This window comes from Pseudomonas sp. WS 5079 (assembly GCF_012985465.1).
Lineage (GTDB): Bacteria > Pseudomonadota > Gammaproteobacteria > Pseudomonadales > Pseudomonadaceae > Aquipseudomonas.
Window position 1 is genome coordinate 1 of sequence record NZ_JAAQWN010000022.1, and the last position, 18,391, is coordinate 18,391.

Consider the following 18,391-nt stretch of genomic DNA (forward strand, 5'->3'; position numbering starts at 1 on the left):
TGTGACCCTGGATAACAACCAGGTCATCACCATTGGCGTGAACCAGTCGAGCGGGACTGTCTCGGTTGTGGCTCCGGACGACGTCTACAAAGGCGACCAAACCGTCACTACCGGCATTAAAGAAGTCACCGGTGGCGCGCACTTCGAGAACCTGGTTCCAGGTACCGATAAAGTCACCACCATCGTGACCGACACACCGGGCACTGATAACACCACCACCGTCACCCTGACCGCGCCAAGCGCCGTCAACGAAGGCGGCAAGATCACCTACACCGCCACCTTGAGCAACAAGGCTGACACTGACGTCACCTTGACCCTCGATAACAAACAAACCATCACCATCAAAGCTGGCGAAACCGTCGGCACCGTGACAGTGGATGCTCCAGGCGATGACGTGTTCATCGACAAGAGCACCCAGACCGTCAAGATCACCGGTACCGACGGCGGCAACTTCGAAAAACTCGTGGTTGCGGGCAATGGTGCAACGACGCAGATCAACGACACCATCGACAAAGTCGATGTGATCCTGACCGCGACCAAAACTGTCGGTGAAGGCGGCCAGATCGTCTACACCGCCACCTTGGTGGATAAGAACGGTGCGCCGGTAACCAACATCACCAGCCCTGTGACTGTGACTCTGGATAACAACCAGGTCATCACCATCGGTGTGGACAAGTCGAGCGGTACCGTTTCGGTTGTAGCGCCGGACGACGTCTACAAAGGCGACCAAACCGTTACTACCGGCATCAAGGAAGTCACCGGTGGCGCGCACTTCGAGAACCTGGTTCCTGGGACTGACAAGGTCACCACGACTGTTACTGATACCCCAGGTACCGATAACACTACAACTGTGACGCTGACGGCTCCGTCGGAAGTGAGTGAGGGTGGCAAGATCACCTACACCGCTACCTTGAGCAACAAGGCTGACACCGACGTCACCTTGACCCTCGACAACAAACAAACCATCACCATCAAGGCCGGCGAAACTGTCGGCACCGTGACAGTGGATGCTCCAGGCGATGACGTGTTCATCGACAAGAGCACCCAGACCGTCAAGATCACCGGCACTGACGGCGGCAACTTCGAAAAACTCGTGGTTGCGGGCAACGGTGCAACGACGCAGATCAACGACACCATCGACAAAGTCGATGTGATCCTGACCGCGACCAAAACTGTCGGTGAAGGCGGCCAGATCGTCTACACCGCCACCTTGGTGGATAAGAACGGTGCGCCGGTAACCAACATCACCAGCCCTGTGACTGTGACTCTGGATAACAACCAGGTCATCACCATCGGTGTGGACAAGTCGAGCGGTACCGTTTCGGTTGTAGCGCCGGACGACGTCTACAAAGGCGACCAAACCGTTACTACCGGCATCAAGGAAGTCACCGGTGGCGCGCACTTCGAAAACCTGGTTCCAAATACCGACAAGGTCACCACGACTGTCACTGATACCCCAGGCACCGATAACACCACCACCGTCACCCTGACCGCGCCAAGCGCCGTCAACGAAGGCGGCAAGATCACCTACACCGCCACCTTGAGCAACAAGGCTGACACCGACGTCACCCTGACGCTCGATAACAAGCAAACCATCACCATCAAGGCCGGCGAAACCGTCGGCACCGTGACAGTGGACGCTCCAGGCGATGACGTGTTCATCGACAAGAGCACCCAGACCGTCAAGATCACCGGTACCGACGGTGGCAACTTCGAAAAACTCGTAGTTGCAGGCGATGGCGCAACGACGCAGATCAACGACACGATCGACGATGTGAAGGTTGTGCTGACAGCCACCACCAGCGTCGCCGAGGGCGGCCAGATCGTCTACACCGCAAGTTTGGTAGACAAGAACGGCGTGGCCGTGACCAACGTGGGTTCCGACCTGGTGATCAAGCTGGACAACAACTTGATCATTACCATCGGTAATGGCAAGACCAGCAGCACTGCCAACTTCACCGCGCCGAATGATTTCTACATCGGCGCCAAGGACATTTCCGCCAAGATCACTAGCGTGGTCAGCGGTGGCGACAAGTATGAAAACCTGATCCCGGTCGGCACGCCAGTGGTTACCAAGGTAACGGACGTGACGAACGACACCGTGATCACCATCGCGGGCGATACCTCGGTTACCGAAGGCCAGACCGCTCACTACACGCTGAACCTGACCCAGCCGGCAGCCACCGAAGTCACGGTGACGCTCTCGTATAAAGGCGTGGCCCAGGACGGTTCGGACTTCAACGGCGTGTACACCGTGAAGATTCCGGCCGGCCAAAGCAGCGCGACGTTCGATATCAAGACCATCGACGACAAGCTGACCGAGCCTACGGAGAAGTTCGAGATCAGTATCTCCGGGACCTCCGGCGGCAATTTCGAGAACCTGGCTATCAGCACCACCAACGGTAAAATCGAAACGTCGATCATCGACAACGACGCACCACCGGCCATCGACCTGGACGCCAACAACTCCAGCGGCGCCACCGGTAACGACTTCAAGACCACGTTCACCGAAGGCGGCACTGGCGTGTCGATTGCTGACACCGACATCCGCATCACCGACCCGGACAGCACCCAGCTGACGGGCGCCACGGTGGTGCTGACCAATACTCAGCCGAACGATTCGTTGAGCTACACCAGCGTCCCGGGCATTACCGTGACCCCGGTCACGGACCCGGTCACCGGCAAGATCACCCTGACCCTCACCGGTACGGCGTCGCTGGCTGACTACATGTTGCAGATCAAGAACATCACGTTCAGCAACAGCAGCGAAGACCCAAGCACCACGCCACGGACCATCACCGTGACCGTGACCGATGGCGGCAACTACTCGAACGTGGCGACTACCACGGTCAACGTAGTGGCGGTCAACGACGCACCGGTTGCCACTGGCAGTGCCGTCACCGGTACCGAAGACACGCCGCTGAAGCTGACCTGGGCCAACTTTGGGGTCACCGATGTGGATTCCCCGCAGGCCAGCCTCGGGGTGAAAATCACCGAGCTGCCGGTGGCCGGCAAGCTGCAGTACCTGGCAGCGGACGGCACGACCTGGACCAACGTGACCGCCGGCCAGACCTTCACCAAGGCGCAGATCGACGGCGGCCAGTTGCGCTTCACGCCAAACGCCAACGAATCCGGAGCCGACGGCTACGGCGGCACGGGTGTGGGCAACAAGCAGGCGGACTACGCACAGTTCAAGTTCCAGCCAACCGATGGCAAGGACCTGGGCACCAGCACCACCGTGAAAGTCGACATCACCCCGGTTGCAGATGCGCCGACCTTGAGCGTTGCCGATAACAACATTGCGTCGGTCGGCCTGACCAAGCAGAGCTGGAACAGCATTGCGAACCTGGGCACCAACGGCAACGGCGCCTCGCCGACCGTGTTGAAAAACGCCATCGATAACGCCGGCACGCCAACCAGCACGACGGTTTCGACCACCGTCCTACCTACTGCAGATGTGCCTGGCGGTGCCGGCTCGAAGACCTCCGGCCTGATCTACCTGGAAGCCGGCAAGTCGTACACCTTCAGCGGCTACGGCGATGACAGCATCCTGGTCAATATCGGCGGCAAAGATGTGGCCAGCGGTACCTGGGGCTCCAACTCCGGCCAGTTCAACGGTACGTTCACCCCGACCAGCAACGGCTACTACAGCATTGATATCTACCATGCCAACCAATCAGGTCCGGGCAGCTTTGATCTCAAGCTGTCGGTCAACGGTGGCACCGCAACCAACCTGAGCAACACCACGATGCCGATCTACACCGGCATCAACGACCTGATCAGCGCCGGCGCGCAGGTATCTGACCTGCACGGCACCAACGGCCAGGGCTACTACGACGCGTACAAGCTCAACGAAGGGCTGGAAAACGGCACGGTCAAACTGACCAAGGTCACCACCGGCCTGACCGATACCGACGGTTCGGAAACCCTGAGCGTGAAGATTGGCAGCATTCCGGTGGGCGCAGTGCTCAGCGATGGTGCCGGGCATACCTTCACCGCGACCCAGGGCCATACCGAGGTGGACGTCACCGGTTGGAACCTCAACAACCTGAGCCTCAAGCCACTGCCTTACACCAGCGGCCAGTACAACCTGACCGTGACCTCGACCTCCACCGAAAGCCTCGGCGGCTCGGCCCAAACCGTGGCGAATCTGCCGGTCAAGGTGTACCCGGCAACCTACAGCGGGAGCACGGCGACTTCGGGCGATGACAACGTCAGCGGTACCAGTGGCAACGACATCATTGTGGCGGACGTTTCGGGCCTGAACGTGGTCCAGGGCAAGAACTACAACATCGCGTTCATGATCGATACGTCGGGCAGTATGGGCGACGACTCGGTGGCGGCGGCGAAAGCCTCGCTGACCACCGTGTTCAACTCACTGAAAAACAGTATCGGCTCCAGCACCTCTGGCACCGTGAACATCTTCCTTGCCGACTTCGATTCCCAAGTCAACCAGACCGTTACGGTCAACCTGAAAGACCCAGGCGCCCTGGCTGCCCTGCAGAAAGTCCTGGACTCGATGGTGTCTGAAGGCGGGACCAACTACGAAGACGTGTTCAAGGCCGCATCCAACTTCTTCAACAGTGCCAAGGCGACCAGTAATACTGGCGCAATCAACACAACGTACTTCATCACCGATGGCCAGCCGACGTTTTACCAACGCAGCGAGCAGGGCAACCCGACCTTGTACGGCAACGTCAAGCTGGATGATGTCGTCAACATGAACAACTACACCTTAGGCACCGCCACCAGGATCACTATCGACTCGACTCACCTGATTGATATTGATGCTGTCGGGAAAATGACGCTCTGGATCAACAACGGGGGCTGGTCGCAGTACAACCCGGGAGTCATCCACGCCCAAGGGGATGGCACTTTTGAGCTGTCGGTGCGTGACGGTTATGGCAACTATACCGACACCGCCACCACCACCAACTCCAATAGCGCATTTGCACTGCTCAAGGGCCTGTCCACCGGCGGTGTCGAAGCCATCGGCCTCAACAGTGGCGTCAGCCTGGATCAGTTGAAACCGTACGACAGCGATAACAAGCCACAAGCCAACATCGATCCCAAGGATCTGGCCAACGCCATCCTCGGTAGCAGCGAGGCCACCCTGCCGGGTGCCGACCGTGTCGATGGGGGTGACGGCAACGACATCCTGTTTGGCGACCTGGTGAGCTTCCCGGGCATTACCGGCGAGGGCTACAACGCTATCCAGTCCTACGTGGCAGGGAAAAACGGCGTGGCGGTTGCTGCCGTCACCGGCCAGGATGTGCACAAGTACATCACCGAGCACTACAACGAGTTCAACACCTCGGGGGCCAAGGACGGTAATGACACCCTGCTGGGTGGCTCGGGTGATGACATCCTGTTCGGCCAGGGCGGCAACGACTACCTGGACGGGGGCAAGGGCAACGACATCCTGCTGGGCGGCACGGGTAACGACACGCTGATCGGCGGCCAGGGCAATGACATCCTGATCGGCGGTACCGGTGCCGATACCTTCGTCTGGAGATCCGGTGACGTCGGCAACGACGTGATCAAGGACTTCAAGGCCTCGGAAGGCGACCGTATCGACCTGCGCGACCTGCTCAAGGGTGAAACCGACAGCACCATCGACAACTTCCTGAAGTTGACCACGGTGGATAACGTGACCACGCTGCAGATCAGTTCCGAAGGCAAGCTCAACGCTGCCGGCGGCCTGGCCAACGCGGATGTGACGATCAAGCTGGAAGGTAACAACTGGTCCGGGCAGACGATCAATTCGTTGATCAGTGGTGCTGACCCGACCATCAAGGTCGATCACACCTAATGAACCAATGACCCGGCCGCCTCTTGAGGCGGCCGATTCATTTGCGGCCACCGTTCGCTGGCATGGGGCAACGATTGCACGGCATACTCACGCCCAATCGCGCTCCGTTGGCCTATGCTGCTGACAGGCTGTCGTCAGTTCTCCTCATGAGGGATGTTCAATGTTCTACGTGCAACGTGATGCACAGGGTGAGCTGATTCGCGCCGAAGCGGTTGCCTTCGCCGAATCGACCGGCACCCTGCCCGCGGATCATCATGAGATCCAGGCCTGGTTTGCCAATGAAGAAGCGGAGCTGAGCCTCAAGCAGCTCAAGCACAGTGACTCGGAGATGATCCGGGTGCTGGAAGACTTGATTCAGGTGCTGATCCAAAAAGGCGTGATCAACCTCACGGACCTGCCGGTGGCTGCCCAAGCCAAGCTCAAGGACCGTAGCAACGCACGGGAATCACTGGGTGGCCTGAGCCACCTGATCAATGATGATGAGACCGGCCTGATCTGAGGCCGGCCACGGCCTCAGCGCCAGGGCGCCGGCTCGCCAAACAGCTGGCCCTGCACGCCAAAAATCCCCATCTCGCGAATCACCTGCAACTCACCTTCGGTTTCGACCCGCTCGGCAATCAGCGGCAAGTCGATGCTGTGGGCTGCGCGCTGGATGGCTTCGATAAACAGGCGCTTGTCGCTTTCCTGGTCGATGTCGCGGATGTAGCTGCCATCGATCTTCAGGTAGGCCAGGCCCAGGCGCGCCAGGTTGCCGATCATGCTGAAGCGCCCGCCAAAGCGTTGCAGGCTGAGGGAAAAATTCAGTTCCCGCAGACGCTGGGTCAACTGCTCCAGCACGGCCTGTTCAGGCAGTTGCTCTTCACCGATTTCCAGGGTCAGGCGCGGGCCCAGGTTGGAATGCTGACGCAGCAGGTCGAACACGCGGTTCAGCGCTTGCGGGTCGGCCAGCGTGGCCGCAGACAGGTTCAGGGCCAGCGACTGCTCGTGGCTGGCCATCTGTTTGAGCACCAGTTCCAGCATCACCCGGTCTAGGCGCGCCGACCAGCCAAAGCGCTCAAGCCAAGGCAGGAAGCGCCCGGCGGGGATGGTATGACCCTGGTCGTCGACCAGCCGCGAGAGGACTTTGTAATGCAGGATCAGTTGCGGATCCTGAGTGGCCACTACCGGTTGGAAGTACAGCTCGAAGCGTTGTTGGGTCAGCGCCTGGTCCAGCAGGGTGTGCCAGGCATGGTGATCGTCGCCGACGCTGGCGGCCGCGCTGTGGTCCAGGCACACCCAGCTGACATCCCCCAGGGTCTCGGCCTGGGCCAGCGCTTGGTCGGCCAGGGTCAGCAGGGCTTGCGGCGAATCACCGTGATTGAAAGGCGCCAGGCCAATACAAGCGACCGGCGACACATCACTGGCACCGGTGGCTTGCAGGCTTTGCAAGGTGCTTTCCAGGTTCTGCGCCAGCTGCAACGCCTCTTCACGCATCAGCCCCGGCGCCAGCACGGCGAATTCGCCACCGCGGATTCGGGTGACCAGGTTGTGGGTTTCCGGGTACGGCTCGCACTGGCGCAGCAGTTGCTCGCCAACCGCCTGCAGCAGTTGGTCGGTACGCTGGCCGCCGAGGCGCTGGTTGAGGCCGGCCAGGTCCTTGACCCGCAGCACCAGCAAGTAGCCTGAACTGGTCTCTTCGGGGTTGCTGACCCGCGCGTTGAGTTGCATCTCGAAATAGCGACGGTTGGCCAGGCCTGTGAGGTTGTCCTGATAGGACTCCACCCGCAGCTTTTCGCTGCGCTCGGCCTGTTCCTGGAATAGCGCCTTGAGCTTTTCCACCATCTGGTTCATCGCCTGCACCACGCGGCGCAGTTCCGGGGTGCGCGGCAGATCCGGCAGGCTCAGGAACTCGCGGCGGGCAATGGCGTGGGACTGCTTGACCATATAGTCCAAAGGCTTGAGCTGGCGGCGCAGCAACAACGCGCCCAGCACCGCACTGACGGCGCCGCACAACAGCAGCCAGCCGAGGCTGCCCAGGGCGCTCTGCCACAGCTTGGCCAGGGCGAACATCGGATGGCTGACCACCTCGACCCGCGCCGCCTGCTCCCAGCCACGGCTGACCAGGGCGTCGCCACCGGCCGGCTCCAGGCCGATCATCTTGACGAACCAGTTGGGCACGCCGTTATTGTCGGGGATGCCGCTGCGCTCGACGATGACCTGGTCATTGGTCACGTCGATCACGCGGATGCTGGCGTAATAACCGCTGTCGAAGATCGAGCTGACCAGCAGCTCGACCATCGCCGGGTCGTCGATATTGGGCGTCAGGGACAGCGCCAGGGCGGTCGCCGCATCCTGCGCGTGGGAGCGCAACTGGTTCACGTATTGGGTACGCGAGCTTTCCAGGCTGACCATGAAGCTGCCGCTGAAAGCGACCACCAGGAACAGACAGATAGCAATCAACAGCTGTTTGAACAGTGACATCTGAACAGTTACTCCTAGTTGGCCGGCTCGGCTGGGAAGCCTTCCGCACGCATTTTTTTCAGCACATCCTGCCAGCGCGACAGGCGCTTGGTGTCGCCGACCTTTTTGTTGCCCTTGGCGCCCGGCAGGTACAAACCTTCGGCGTTGAAGGAGTAGACCGGCAGCAAGTCGGTCCGTTGGCTGGCAGGCTGGATTTCGTCGATCAGGCTGTCGAGCACCAGCGGCATGGCCTCTGGCGTCGAATAATAGGTCAAGACCATATGGGCGCGATTCTGCCGCAATGCCTTGACGTAGGTAATGCGCAATTTGTCGCTGGAGACACCCAGGTGCCGTAGGCTGAAATATTTGGCGATGGCATAGTCTTCACAGTCGCCGGCGCCCTTCCACAGGGCTTCGATGGGCGTTTCCCAGTAATCGACCTGGTTCCACAGGTCGATGTCTTCGACATAGCGCACCCGTTTGTTGAAGAACAGGTTGACCACCTTGAGCTGCTCCAGCTCGCTGCCTTGTTTTTGCGTGGCCAGCAGCCGCTGCCAGTCATCGATACGCTGCTGGCCCGCGCCCAGTGGCCCATAGAGCGTGGTGGCACGCCGGCTGATCTGGGAGAAATCCCAATCGGCATGCAGCCCGCCAGGCAACAAGCCAGCCAGCAGCAGCGCTGAAAACAACCAGCACAGGATCCGCGAGGGAGTAAAACGTACCGCCAATGGCTTCAGTCCGTAGAAAGAGACGGAGAATCAATCGATGGTGAAGGGTCGGTCGGCAAAAGACAATGGCACGGTGCAATCACTGAGCTTAAGCAATCGCGCCTTGTAAGACGCCAGCAAGCCATAATGTGCGATGAAAAACCGCGCTGTTGAGTCGCTTACAAAGGGAAACCTTGCCTGTTTGACAAGCCTGCATGCAATCTCTAGTGTTCTTTGGATCCAATTAGCCAAAACCCATTCCAACAAGAAAGGAGGATAGCGTAGTCGTGACGCACAAGCCGAACCCTTTGAGCAGCATCAAGATCAGTGGGCCCATTCCCGCTCACCTCGCCCGCTCCGTTATTGAAGAAACATTGCGCAACGCCATACTGGATGGCCGCCTGCCCTGCGGCACCGCCATGCGCCAGCAAGAGCTGGCCAGCCTGTTCGGAGTCAGCCGCATGCCGGTGCGCGAGGCCCTGCGCCAGCTGGAAGCCCAGTCGCTGCTGCATGTTGTCACCCATAAAGGCGCCGTGGTCGCCCCGCTGATTGAAGATAACTCGGCGGAAACCTACGCCCTGCGAATTCTCCTGGAGTCGGAGGCGCTGCGCTTGTCGATCCCATTGCTGGGCACAAGTGATATCGAGCAGGCGGGTGCCTTGATCGACACCCTTGAGCACGAAACCGACTACAACGAAATCGGCCGGCTCAACCGCCTGTTTCACATGGCATTGTATGGCAAGGCTCCCAACCAGCGGTTGTTGAGCCTGGTAGAGCACGGGCTGAACGAGGAGGAGCGGTTCCTGCGTTTCAACCTCGAAGCCATGGGGCTGGGCGAAACTTCCCAAGAGGACCATCGCGAGTTGCTCACCCTGGTCGCGCAGAAAAAGGTCGAGGAAAGTGTACTGACCCTGCGCAATCACCTCATGCGCGGGATGGAAGTGATCACTCACTACCTGAACGGCCTCGAGCAGGAGAACGACAAAGGGGCGCGTTGATTTCTCCCGGCTTTAGCCGCTACGTGCGCGACCTGGATTGCCAGGCGCCGCACACGTCCAAAGCCGGCCTCTGCTGCCGTCACCCCTTGGCCGCTCCGGCAACCGACTCGACATTGACCGTCAGGAAACATCCAGCATTGCAAATGCAAAAGCGGATTTAAGCCTGGTCATTAAGTCCAATAATTTAAAACCTGCAAACAAGGAGGAAAGTTCTCACATCGAACAGTAAGCTCGACTACGAAATATTCCTTCCTGCAAAAAAACCTTATACAACTCTTAAAGTATTTGAATACTTAACCAAGTGATTATCCTTTAATTGGTCTTGGCACTTCAGTCGAAAGCGTAGGCACAGGCTTAGGCACGGCTGTGGACGACAAACTATCCAATAAGTCTAAGTTGCTTTGTCACTACTTGTTGCTTGCCGGATAACCAAGCCAGCCGTGTCATTCCCATGACTGCGCGACGCAACACTTACCTGTAATGCACACTTGGTTCTAAACAACCTTTTTATTTGAGTCGGCATAACGACTTATAGGCATTAACCATGTTTCAACTCCAAGAACTACTCAGACAAAAAAAACTGCAACTACATGAACATCCGATTTTCCTGGAAATCAACTCTTTCCCGCAGTTACAGCACTTTATGCAGAACCATATTTTCGCCGTCTGGGACTTCATGACCCTGACCAAACGCCTGCAACAGGACCTGACCTGCGTGCGCCTGCCCTGGCTCCCGCCGGCGGACCCGCAGGCCGCGCGGCTGATCAACGAAATTGTCCTCGACGAGGAATCGGACCTGCGCCTGGGCGACGGGCATAGCAGTCACTTCGAACTGTACCTGGAGGCAATGCGCGAGGTAGGGGCCTGCACCACCACCATCGAACGCTTCATCGCGTTGCAGCGAGAGGGTGCAAGCCTCGACAGTGCCTTGGCGCAGATCACGCTTGATCCTGCGGTAGAGCGCTTTGTGCGGCACACCCTGGACGTCGCCCTGAACGCCCCGACCCACTGTGTAGCCGCGACCTTCCTGCATGGCCGGGAAAGCGTCATCCCGGCGATGTTCAAGCGCATCCTGCAGGGCAGCGACGTCGCCCACCGGCAGGCCCCCAGCTTGTGCTACTACCTCCAGCGCCACATCGAGCTGGACGCTGAGGGCCATGAGCCGGCCGCAGAGCGCCTGCTCCGACGCCTGACACTGGCGGACCCGGTGCTCGAACAACAGGCCTGGAACGCCGCCCTCAGCGCCGTAGAGAGCCGCATTGCCTTGTGGGACGGCCTGCGCCAGCACGCAGGACGCCAGGAGGTGAGCCTGTGAACGCCCTCGACTATCGCTCGTTCGCGGCCGACTGGGAGCATCAGGCGACTATCCGCACTCGCCCGCGACGCCTGCTGGAAGATGACGACAAGTTGATCTACCCCCTGTGTCGCCAACCGCTGGTACTCAGTGCGGGTTTTCTCGAGCACTGCCCGCAGTGGCGCGATTTTGTACTGGTGCAGACGCTCTACAAATTCCTCAACGACGTGGTGATCTTTGAGACCGAGATCGTCGATAGAACCGCACGGAGCATCGCCAAGAATCGTTTTTCAATCCCCTTCCCTACCGCGTGCCGCTACGACGCCATGACCGTGGTGGTCGATGAGGATTATCACGCCCTCGTTGCCCTGGACTTCATGCAGCAAACGCAGGAAAAGACAGGTATTGCGCCGCTGCCGCTACCGGCCGCCATCGAGTTGAGCCGTGCCATCCCCATCGCTCAGGCCCAGGCACCGGCGCATCTGCGTGATGCGGTGGAGCTGGTGTGCGTGGCGATTGCCGAGAACACGGTCACCCATGACGTGGCGGCGTTTGCCAAGGATGACAGCGTCAAGCAGTCGGTCCGGGGCCTGATGGCCGACCACCTGGCTGACGAGGGCCGCCACGCCAGCTTCTGGACCTGCCTGGTAAGGCTCTACTGGCAAACGGCAAGCGAAGAGGATCGCGACGGCATCGCCCGAACCCTGCCGGTGTTCCTGCAACACTATTTGACCAATGACCTGCAAAGGGACTTCGACCGACTGTTGATCGAACATCTGGATGTGCCGGCGCACACTCGCCAGGCGCTGCGGGTCGAGGTACAGACCCCGGCCTTTCCCATCACCCGCCAGCACCCGCTGATCGGCAACATCATGGGGTTCCTGCGCCGCAGCGGGTTGCTGCAAACCTCGTGTGTCGCCCATGCGTTGAGTGCCTACCTGCCGGCAGCCGGGGGCCAGTCATGAGACGCCTTGGGATTAGCCTGGTCGGTAGCAGTGCGGCCTTGCATGAGCTGGGGCAGGCACTGCAACCCTATGGGCATGACCTTGCCGCGCAGGCGCCGGCAATCGACTTGCTGATTGAAGATGGCACCCAGCCCCTCGCCCAGGAACTGGCCGGCGTGACCAGGATGAGCCTGCGCCTGTGCATCGGCCCGATGAGTGAGTGTGGCCTGCCAGCCCTGCAAATACGCTGCTATGACCGCTCACGCCAGCTGCTGGCCGCGCTGGATCTGACACCGCCAGCCTGTGGCAACGGCCAACGACTGCGACGCCAGGCAGTGACGCGCCTGGTCGAGTGGGTCGCGCTGCAGGTCAGCGGCTTTTCGCGCAACCCCGGGCACTTCACACAACGTGCTAGCGCCGCCACGTTTGCCGAGCAGAGCCTGCAGGGCCTGGAAGGACTGGCCTACCTGCATCGCCTCAACCGGACCGCTGACCCAGCGCTCCTGCAAAAAGCCCGGACGCCGCTGATCAAACAGTTGGAGCAGAGCTTGCGGGTTTTCGCCGATCGGCCGGCCCTGGAGATTGCCGGGCTTAGCCTGAGCTATCGACAGCTGTTGCGACACAGCCTGGCCATCCAGCAGGTTCTACAACCCTTGCTCGGGCCGGGGCCGGCGCCCGTGGTCGGGATCTGCCTGGGCAAGTCGATCGAGTTGTACGCCAGCATTCTGGCGACTCTGGGTTGCGGCGCGGTGTATCTGCCGCTCGAGCCGGGCCACCCGCTGCCGCGCCAACGAGCCATGCTGGAAAACGCCGGGGCCGTGGTGTTGCTCGATGATGGCCAACATCCCTTGCGCAGGCATTTCATGGCTGTGGACGTCAGCCGCATGGACAGCCAGCACGTGGACGACAATTGCCCCTTGGCGCTCACCTCGCCCACGGCTGATAGCGCCAGCATGGTGCTTTACACCTCGGGCACTACCGGCCAGCCCAAGGGGGTGTTGCTCAGCCAGCAAAACCTGGCGCATTTTTCGGCGTGGTACAGCCAGCATGTCGAACTCAGCGAGCACAGCCGTGTACTGCAATTTTCGTCCGTGAGTTTCGACTCTTCGCTGGTCGATCTCTTTCCAGCCCTGAACCAGGGCGCGACCTTGATTGTTCCCAGTGAAGAACAGCGTCGTGACCCACTCCAGTTGGTTGAACTGATCCAGCAACAGCGCGTCACCCATGCCTTCCTGCCGCCGGCGCTGTTGAGCCTGCTGCCAATGGACCGACCGTTGGGCCTGCAGCACCTGCTGACCGGCGGTGATATCTGTGAGCCCCATGTCATCCGGCAGATGGCCGGGCAATGCGCCTTGCACAACCTCTATGGCCCGACGGAAGCCACAGTACTGGTCAGCAGCCGTCGGATGCAGGCTGACGACAGCAACCTCAACCTCGGCATACCCATCGCCAACAGCCAGGTGCTGATCCTCGACGAGCAGCGCCAGCCGGTCGAGGACCAGGTAGTTGGCGAGGTGTACATCGTCGGCCCCGGGGTGAGCCTTGGGTATCTGAACCAGCCACGCCAGACCGCCGAGCACTTTGTGCGCCTTGGGCTGCCTGACGGCCAGGCCTTGCACGCGTACCGCACGGGCGACATGGCGAAATGGACGGCCGAGGGTATCGCGCTGGTCGGGCGCCAGGACCAGCAGGTGAAGATCCGTGGTTTTCGGGTCGAGCCCCAAGAGATCGAGCAGTGCTTGCGCGCCAGCCAGCTGTTTCGCCAGGTCGCGGTGGTGATTGACCGTGATCGACGGGTCCTGGCGTTTGTGGCACAGCCTGATCCCAATGGTTCGGGCGCAGCCCTGGCCGCGCTCAAGCAACATGCCAGGCAAATGCTGCCGGACTATATGCAGCCGAGCGTGTGCACAGAGCTGACGAGCCTGCCCTCTGGCAGCAATGGCAAGGTTGACCGCCAGGCCTTACTGGCGCTGACGGTTCAAGCCGTCTCGGAAAACCCTCAACGCCACCCCCAAACACCACTGGAAGGGCAATTGCTGGGCCTGTGGAGTGAACTGCTGGGGTTGCCGGTCGACGAGATGTCGACTGACGACAGCTTTTTCCATCTCGGCGGTCACTCCATTCTGCTTTCAACCATGCTCCTGCGGATTCGCGAGTTGTACGGGCGCAGCCTGCCCCTCAACCGGTTTATCGAAGCGCCAACGGTGCAGACCCTCGCCGCGTTGATGAGCGACAGCCTGCCAGGTGCTGCCCCCAGCGACCGGGCGATCAGCGACGCGCTACGCGCGCTGGACATAAGCCTGTTGCCAGGAGCGCGCGCGGGCAATCGCCACAAGGCGATCGTGACCGGCGCCAACAGCTTTTTGGGTGTGCACATCGTCGAAGCCTTGCTGATGGCCGGAGCGACAGAAGTCGCCTGCCTGGTGCGCGAAAACCCAGGGCAATCAGCCGCTACACGGTTTGCCGAGGCGTTGCGTGAATACCGCCTGGAACACCTGGACCTGAGCCGCGTGCGGGTGTACGCCACCGACCTGCGCCGACCTCGCCTGGGGCTTGAGGCCCATGTCTATGAACACCTCGCCCGCCAGTACGGGGTGCTGATACACAGCGCGGCCCACGTCAATCACGTCATGGACTACGCATCGCTGGCCAAGGACAACGTGGAACCGGTGCTTGAGTGCCTGCGACTGTGCGAAACCCACTGTAAGAAGGTGCTCAATTTTGTCTCCACATTATCCGCATCAAGCAGCGTCGGAGCCGACGGGCAGGTGCTTGAAGCGCCTGCGGCAAGTACCCCGCCGCTCTACATCAAGAACGGCTACAACCTTTCCAAATGGGTGGCTGAACGCCTCTTGGGGCGCGCTGCGGGGCAAGGCGCCTGGATCAACATCTATCGCCCCGGGAACATCAGTTTCAATAGCCGCAACGGCGTCTGCCAACCACACAAAAACCGCCTGATGCTGATGCTCAAGGGCTCGCTGCAGCTGGGCCGGGTGCCACGCCTGGGCTTGAACTTCGACCTGATGCCGGTGGATTTCCTGGCGCAGTTCATTGCCTTCCACAGTGGCAACTGCGTTGCCGAGCGCAGCGTGTTCAACCTGCACAATCCGCAGCCACTGCGGTGGGAAACCTACGTGGAGTCGTTCCGCCAGGCAGGTCATGCGTTCGAATTGGTAAGCGTGGCGGATTGGCAACACCAGCTAGGTGAAGTGGGTCGCGAGAATGCCCTGTTTGGCGTGCTCGGGTTTTACCTCAATGGGCTGGGAGAAGACATTGGCGATATCTCGATGATTCGCCACGAGAACGCACGCTATGGCGTCGAGCAGATGGGCATGCAATACCCCGAAAAAGCACCCGCGCTGTTACGCAGAGGGTGCCAGTACCTCAATGCCATCGGCTTTCTGTGACACCGCCACCAGGGAAAAAATTATGAGACAGCTGCAACCCGATACGTTGATCCAAAACCCCGTGGGCAGGCCTGTGGTGTCATCTGTGGCGATTGCCTGCAGCGCCGTCAACCTGTGGGGGGTCGTGGGTCGCTTCGCAGGCTTTGACGCGTTCATCCCTGCCCTGGCAAGTATCACGATGATCGGCAGCGGTGTGGGATCGCTGCGCAAGAAATGCTTCCACGACGGCAATGTGGTCGTGGAACAGCTCAATAGCCACGATGCGCAGGCGATGCACATGACCTGGACGACGATCTATAACACCTTGGGCGTGGCCCGGCTGTGGGCCGCAATGAGCGTTGAGTCGCTGGGGGAGAATCAGGCGCGGGTGACCTGGACCATCATCGCCGAACCCGTTGATGCCAGCGACAAAGAGGGATTTGAACAATTCATCCAGGCCTTCGCCGACAGTGCACTGGATAACGTGCGCCGACTGCTTGGCTGAAAAAAATGGCGCAGTGCATTGCTGCACTGCGCCACATTGACTGGCAGGGTGATCAGATCTTGAAACTGTCGACCAGTTGCTTCAAGCGATTGGCTTGTTGTGACAGCGCGTCACAGTCTTTCAAGGTCTCGTTGAGGTTGGCCACACCTTGTTGGTTCAGCAGGTTGATCTGGTTGATATCAACATTGAGCGTCTCCACCACAGCGGTCTGCTCCTCGGTGGCAGCGGCCACCGACTGGTTCATGCCGTCGATCTCGACGATACGCTGGGTCACGCTGATCAAGCGTTCACCGGCCTGGTTGGCAACCTCGACGCTTTCTTCGCTGGACACCTGACTGGCATTCATCGTGGTCACGGCTTCGCGTGAGCCGATCTGCAACGAGGTGATCATCTTGTGGATCTCCTCTGCCGACTCCTGGGTACGGTGGGCCAGGTTGCGCACTTCGTCAGCCACCACGGCAAAACCACGGCCGGCTTCACCAGCACGGGCGGCTTCAATAGCGGCGTTGAGGGCCAGCAGGTTGGTTTGCTGGGAGATGCCTTTGATCACATCGAGGATATGGCCAATGTTGTCGGTACTGGCATTCAAGGTTTCGATCTGCGTACAGGACAGGCTGATCTTCTGCGACAACTCGGACATCGCCAGGATGGTTTTCTCTACGACCTGGCGACCGTCATCGGCTTGCTCGCTGGCGCCACTGGCGTGTTGCGAGGCGTCAGCGGCGTTACGGGCGATTTCCTGGGTGGCGGCACCCAGTTCGTTAATGGCCGCGGCAACGCTGTTGGTACGGGCGCTCTGCTCGTCAGAACCGATGATCGAAGCGTTGGACGATGCCATCACGCGCTGGGAAAGATCGTGTACATGCCTGGTCGCCGAGGACACTTCGCTGATCGAGGCATGGATACGCTCGACAAACTGGTTGAACGCACTACCCAGCTCCCCGAATTCATCTTTGCTTTCCACGACCAGGCGGCGGGTCAGGTCGCCCTCGCCCTGGGCAATGTCTTGCATGGCGCGACCCATGGTGGTCAGCGGGCGCATCAGCACCTGGATCAACAGGCTCAGCAATACGGCAATTGCAGTGACGGCAATGAACATTGCGATCAAGGCGGAGGTGCGGAACTTACTTAGGGGGGCGTAGGCTTTGTCTTTATCGATCGACAGCCCTATGTACCAGTCCGCACCAGGCAAGCCGCTGATCGGGGTGAAGGACAGGATGCGGTCCTGGCCATTGAGGACCACATCCTGGTTGATCTTCTCAATACGGACGGTGCTGCCCGGATAGATATCCTTGAGGTTTTTCATTACCTGTTCTTGGTCAGGACTGACAATCACCTGCCCATCGCCGCTGACCAGGAACGCGTGGCCAATCCCGCCGAAGTCCACCGAGTTGATGATCTTCACCAAGGTTTGCAGGCTCAAGTCGCCACCCACTACACCCAGCAGCTCACCATTTTTCTTGACCGGCATCGCGATGGTGACGATCAAACCACCGACGGCGGCCATATAAGGCGGGGTCAGCATGGGTTTGTCGGCAGCGACCGCTTGCTTGTACCAAGGGCGCTGACGCGGATCATAGCCATCAGGCATTTTCGCGTCAGGACGCTGGGTGAAGACACCGTTGGTGGAACCGACGTAGGTGAACTGGAAGTTCGAGGTGAACGCCGGTTGATCAACCAGGCCGGGGAGGTCGGCATTGCTGCCTTGGTGAGCAACGTTCTGCGCAAGGTTCTCCAGGACCAGCACCCGGCCACTGAGCCAGTTCTGCACACTGCTGGCAGTCAGGTCACCCGACTGCTGGATAGATGACTCCAGGTTTTGCCTGATGGTATTGCGCTGCAGGTAGTCGTTGTACAACGTAAACAGCGCGAAGGCCAAAACCACGACGCCTGACGCGGCCAACAGAATTTTATGACTGAACTTGAGATTCATTTCATCGACTTCTTTTTGCCAAAAGGGGGTGAGCGTGCCGAATGCAACGTTCCATGTACGGTATAGGCGGACTCTACGACCGCTCTATTTCGGTGCACGCATGGCTCATCAGGCTTTCGGCCAAGGCTGGATAAATCTTAGGAATTTGTGGGATACATCTTCTTTTTATGTAAGAAGCCGACAGGCGGTCAGGATTGGACACTTAGGTCCCCAGAACGACAAAACCCCCGTCTGCGCTAGCAGGCGGGGGTTTCGGAATTTAATCTTGACGATGACCTACTCTCACATGGGGAAACCCCACACTACCATCGGCGATGCATCGTTTCACTGCTGAGTTCGGGATGGGATCAGGTGGTTCCAATGCTCTATGGTC

Annotated in this window: 10 protein-coding genes and 1 rRNA gene; 7 read left to right on the forward strand and 4 right to left on the reverse strand. The window is 59.8% G+C overall.

Features of this window, described 5'->3' with window-relative positions; translation table 11 throughout:
• Positions 1-5,812: immunoglobulin-like domain-containing protein (locus tag HBO05_RS29130; protein WP_262381479.1), on the forward strand; the 5,812-nt coding region annotated here is incomplete at its 5' end.
• Between the two features lie 160 nt (positions 5,813-5,972).
• A complete protein-coding gene (locus HBO05_RS28770; RefSeq protein WP_029300706.1) occupies positions 5,973-6,311 on the forward strand; it encodes a hypothetical protein in 339 nt (112 codons plus the stop codon).
• 14 nt (positions 6,312-6,325) lie between these two features.
• Here the strand turns inward: HBO05_RS28770 and lapD are convergent, their stop codons facing one another.
• The gene (lapD, locus tag HBO05_RS28775) at positions 6,326-8,272 is read right to left on the reverse strand and encodes a cyclic di-GMP receptor LapD (protein WP_169957168.1); all 1,947 of its coding nucleotides are present in this window, start codon (positions 8,270-8,272) and stop codon (positions 6,326-6,328) included.
• Between the two features lie 14 nt (positions 8,273-8,286).
• A complete protein-coding gene (gene lapG / locus HBO05_RS28780; protein ID WP_169957166.1) occupies positions 8,287-8,979 on the reverse strand; it encodes a cysteine protease LapG in 693 nt (230 codons plus the stop codon).
• A gap of 266 nt (positions 8,980-9,245) precedes the next feature.
• Here lapG and HBO05_RS28785 point away from each other — a divergent pair, with 266 nt between their 5' ends.
• From HBO05_RS28785 to HBO05_RS28805, 5 genes are all read left to right on the forward strand, one after another.
• On the forward strand, positions 9,246-9,956 hold the full coding sequence (locus HBO05_RS28785) for a GntR family transcriptional regulator (protein WP_169957165.1): 711 nt from the start codon (positions 9,246-9,248) through the stop codon (positions 9,954-9,956).
• A 544-nt stretch (positions 9,957-10,500) separates the two neighbouring features.
• Positions 10,501-11,271, forward strand: coding sequence for a DUF3050 domain-containing protein (locus HBO05_RS28790; RefSeq protein ID WP_169957163.1), 771 nt, complete (start codon positions 10,501-10,503; stop codon positions 11,269-11,271).
• Positions 11,268-12,215: a diiron oxygenase gene (locus tag HBO05_RS28795; protein ID WP_172314996.1), complete on the forward strand. Its 948-nt coding sequence runs from the start codon at positions 11,268-11,270 to the stop codon at positions 12,213-12,215. Before HBO05_RS28790 ends, HBO05_RS28795 begins: the two co-directional genes overlap by 4 nt.
• Positions 12,212-15,601: an amino acid adenylation domain-containing protein gene (locus HBO05_RS28800; protein ID WP_172314998.1), complete on the forward strand. Its 3,390-nt coding sequence runs from the start codon at positions 12,212-12,214 to the stop codon at positions 15,599-15,601. Before HBO05_RS28795 ends, HBO05_RS28800 begins: the two co-directional genes overlap by 4 nt.
• Before the next feature lie 22 nt (positions 15,602-15,623).
• Complete coding sequence (locus HBO05_RS28805; protein ID WP_170043802.1) at positions 15,624-16,085, forward strand: SRPBCC family protein; 462 nt, start codon at positions 15,624-15,626, stop codon at positions 16,083-16,085.
• A gap of 52 nt (positions 16,086-16,137) precedes the next feature.
• On the opposite strand, the gene HBO05_RS28810 is transcribed toward HBO05_RS28805, so the two are convergent.
• Both HBO05_RS28810 and rrf read right to left on the reverse strand, forming a co-directional pair.
• Positions 16,138-18,018, reverse strand: a complete 1,881-nt coding sequence (locus HBO05_RS28810; RefSeq protein ID WP_169957157.1) for a methyl-accepting chemotaxis protein — start codon at positions 18,016-18,018, stop codon at positions 16,138-16,140.
• 263 nt (positions 18,019-18,281) lie between these two features.
• Positions 18,282-18,391, reverse strand: a 5S ribosomal RNA gene (gene rrf, locus HBO05_RS28815); the annotation flags it as partial.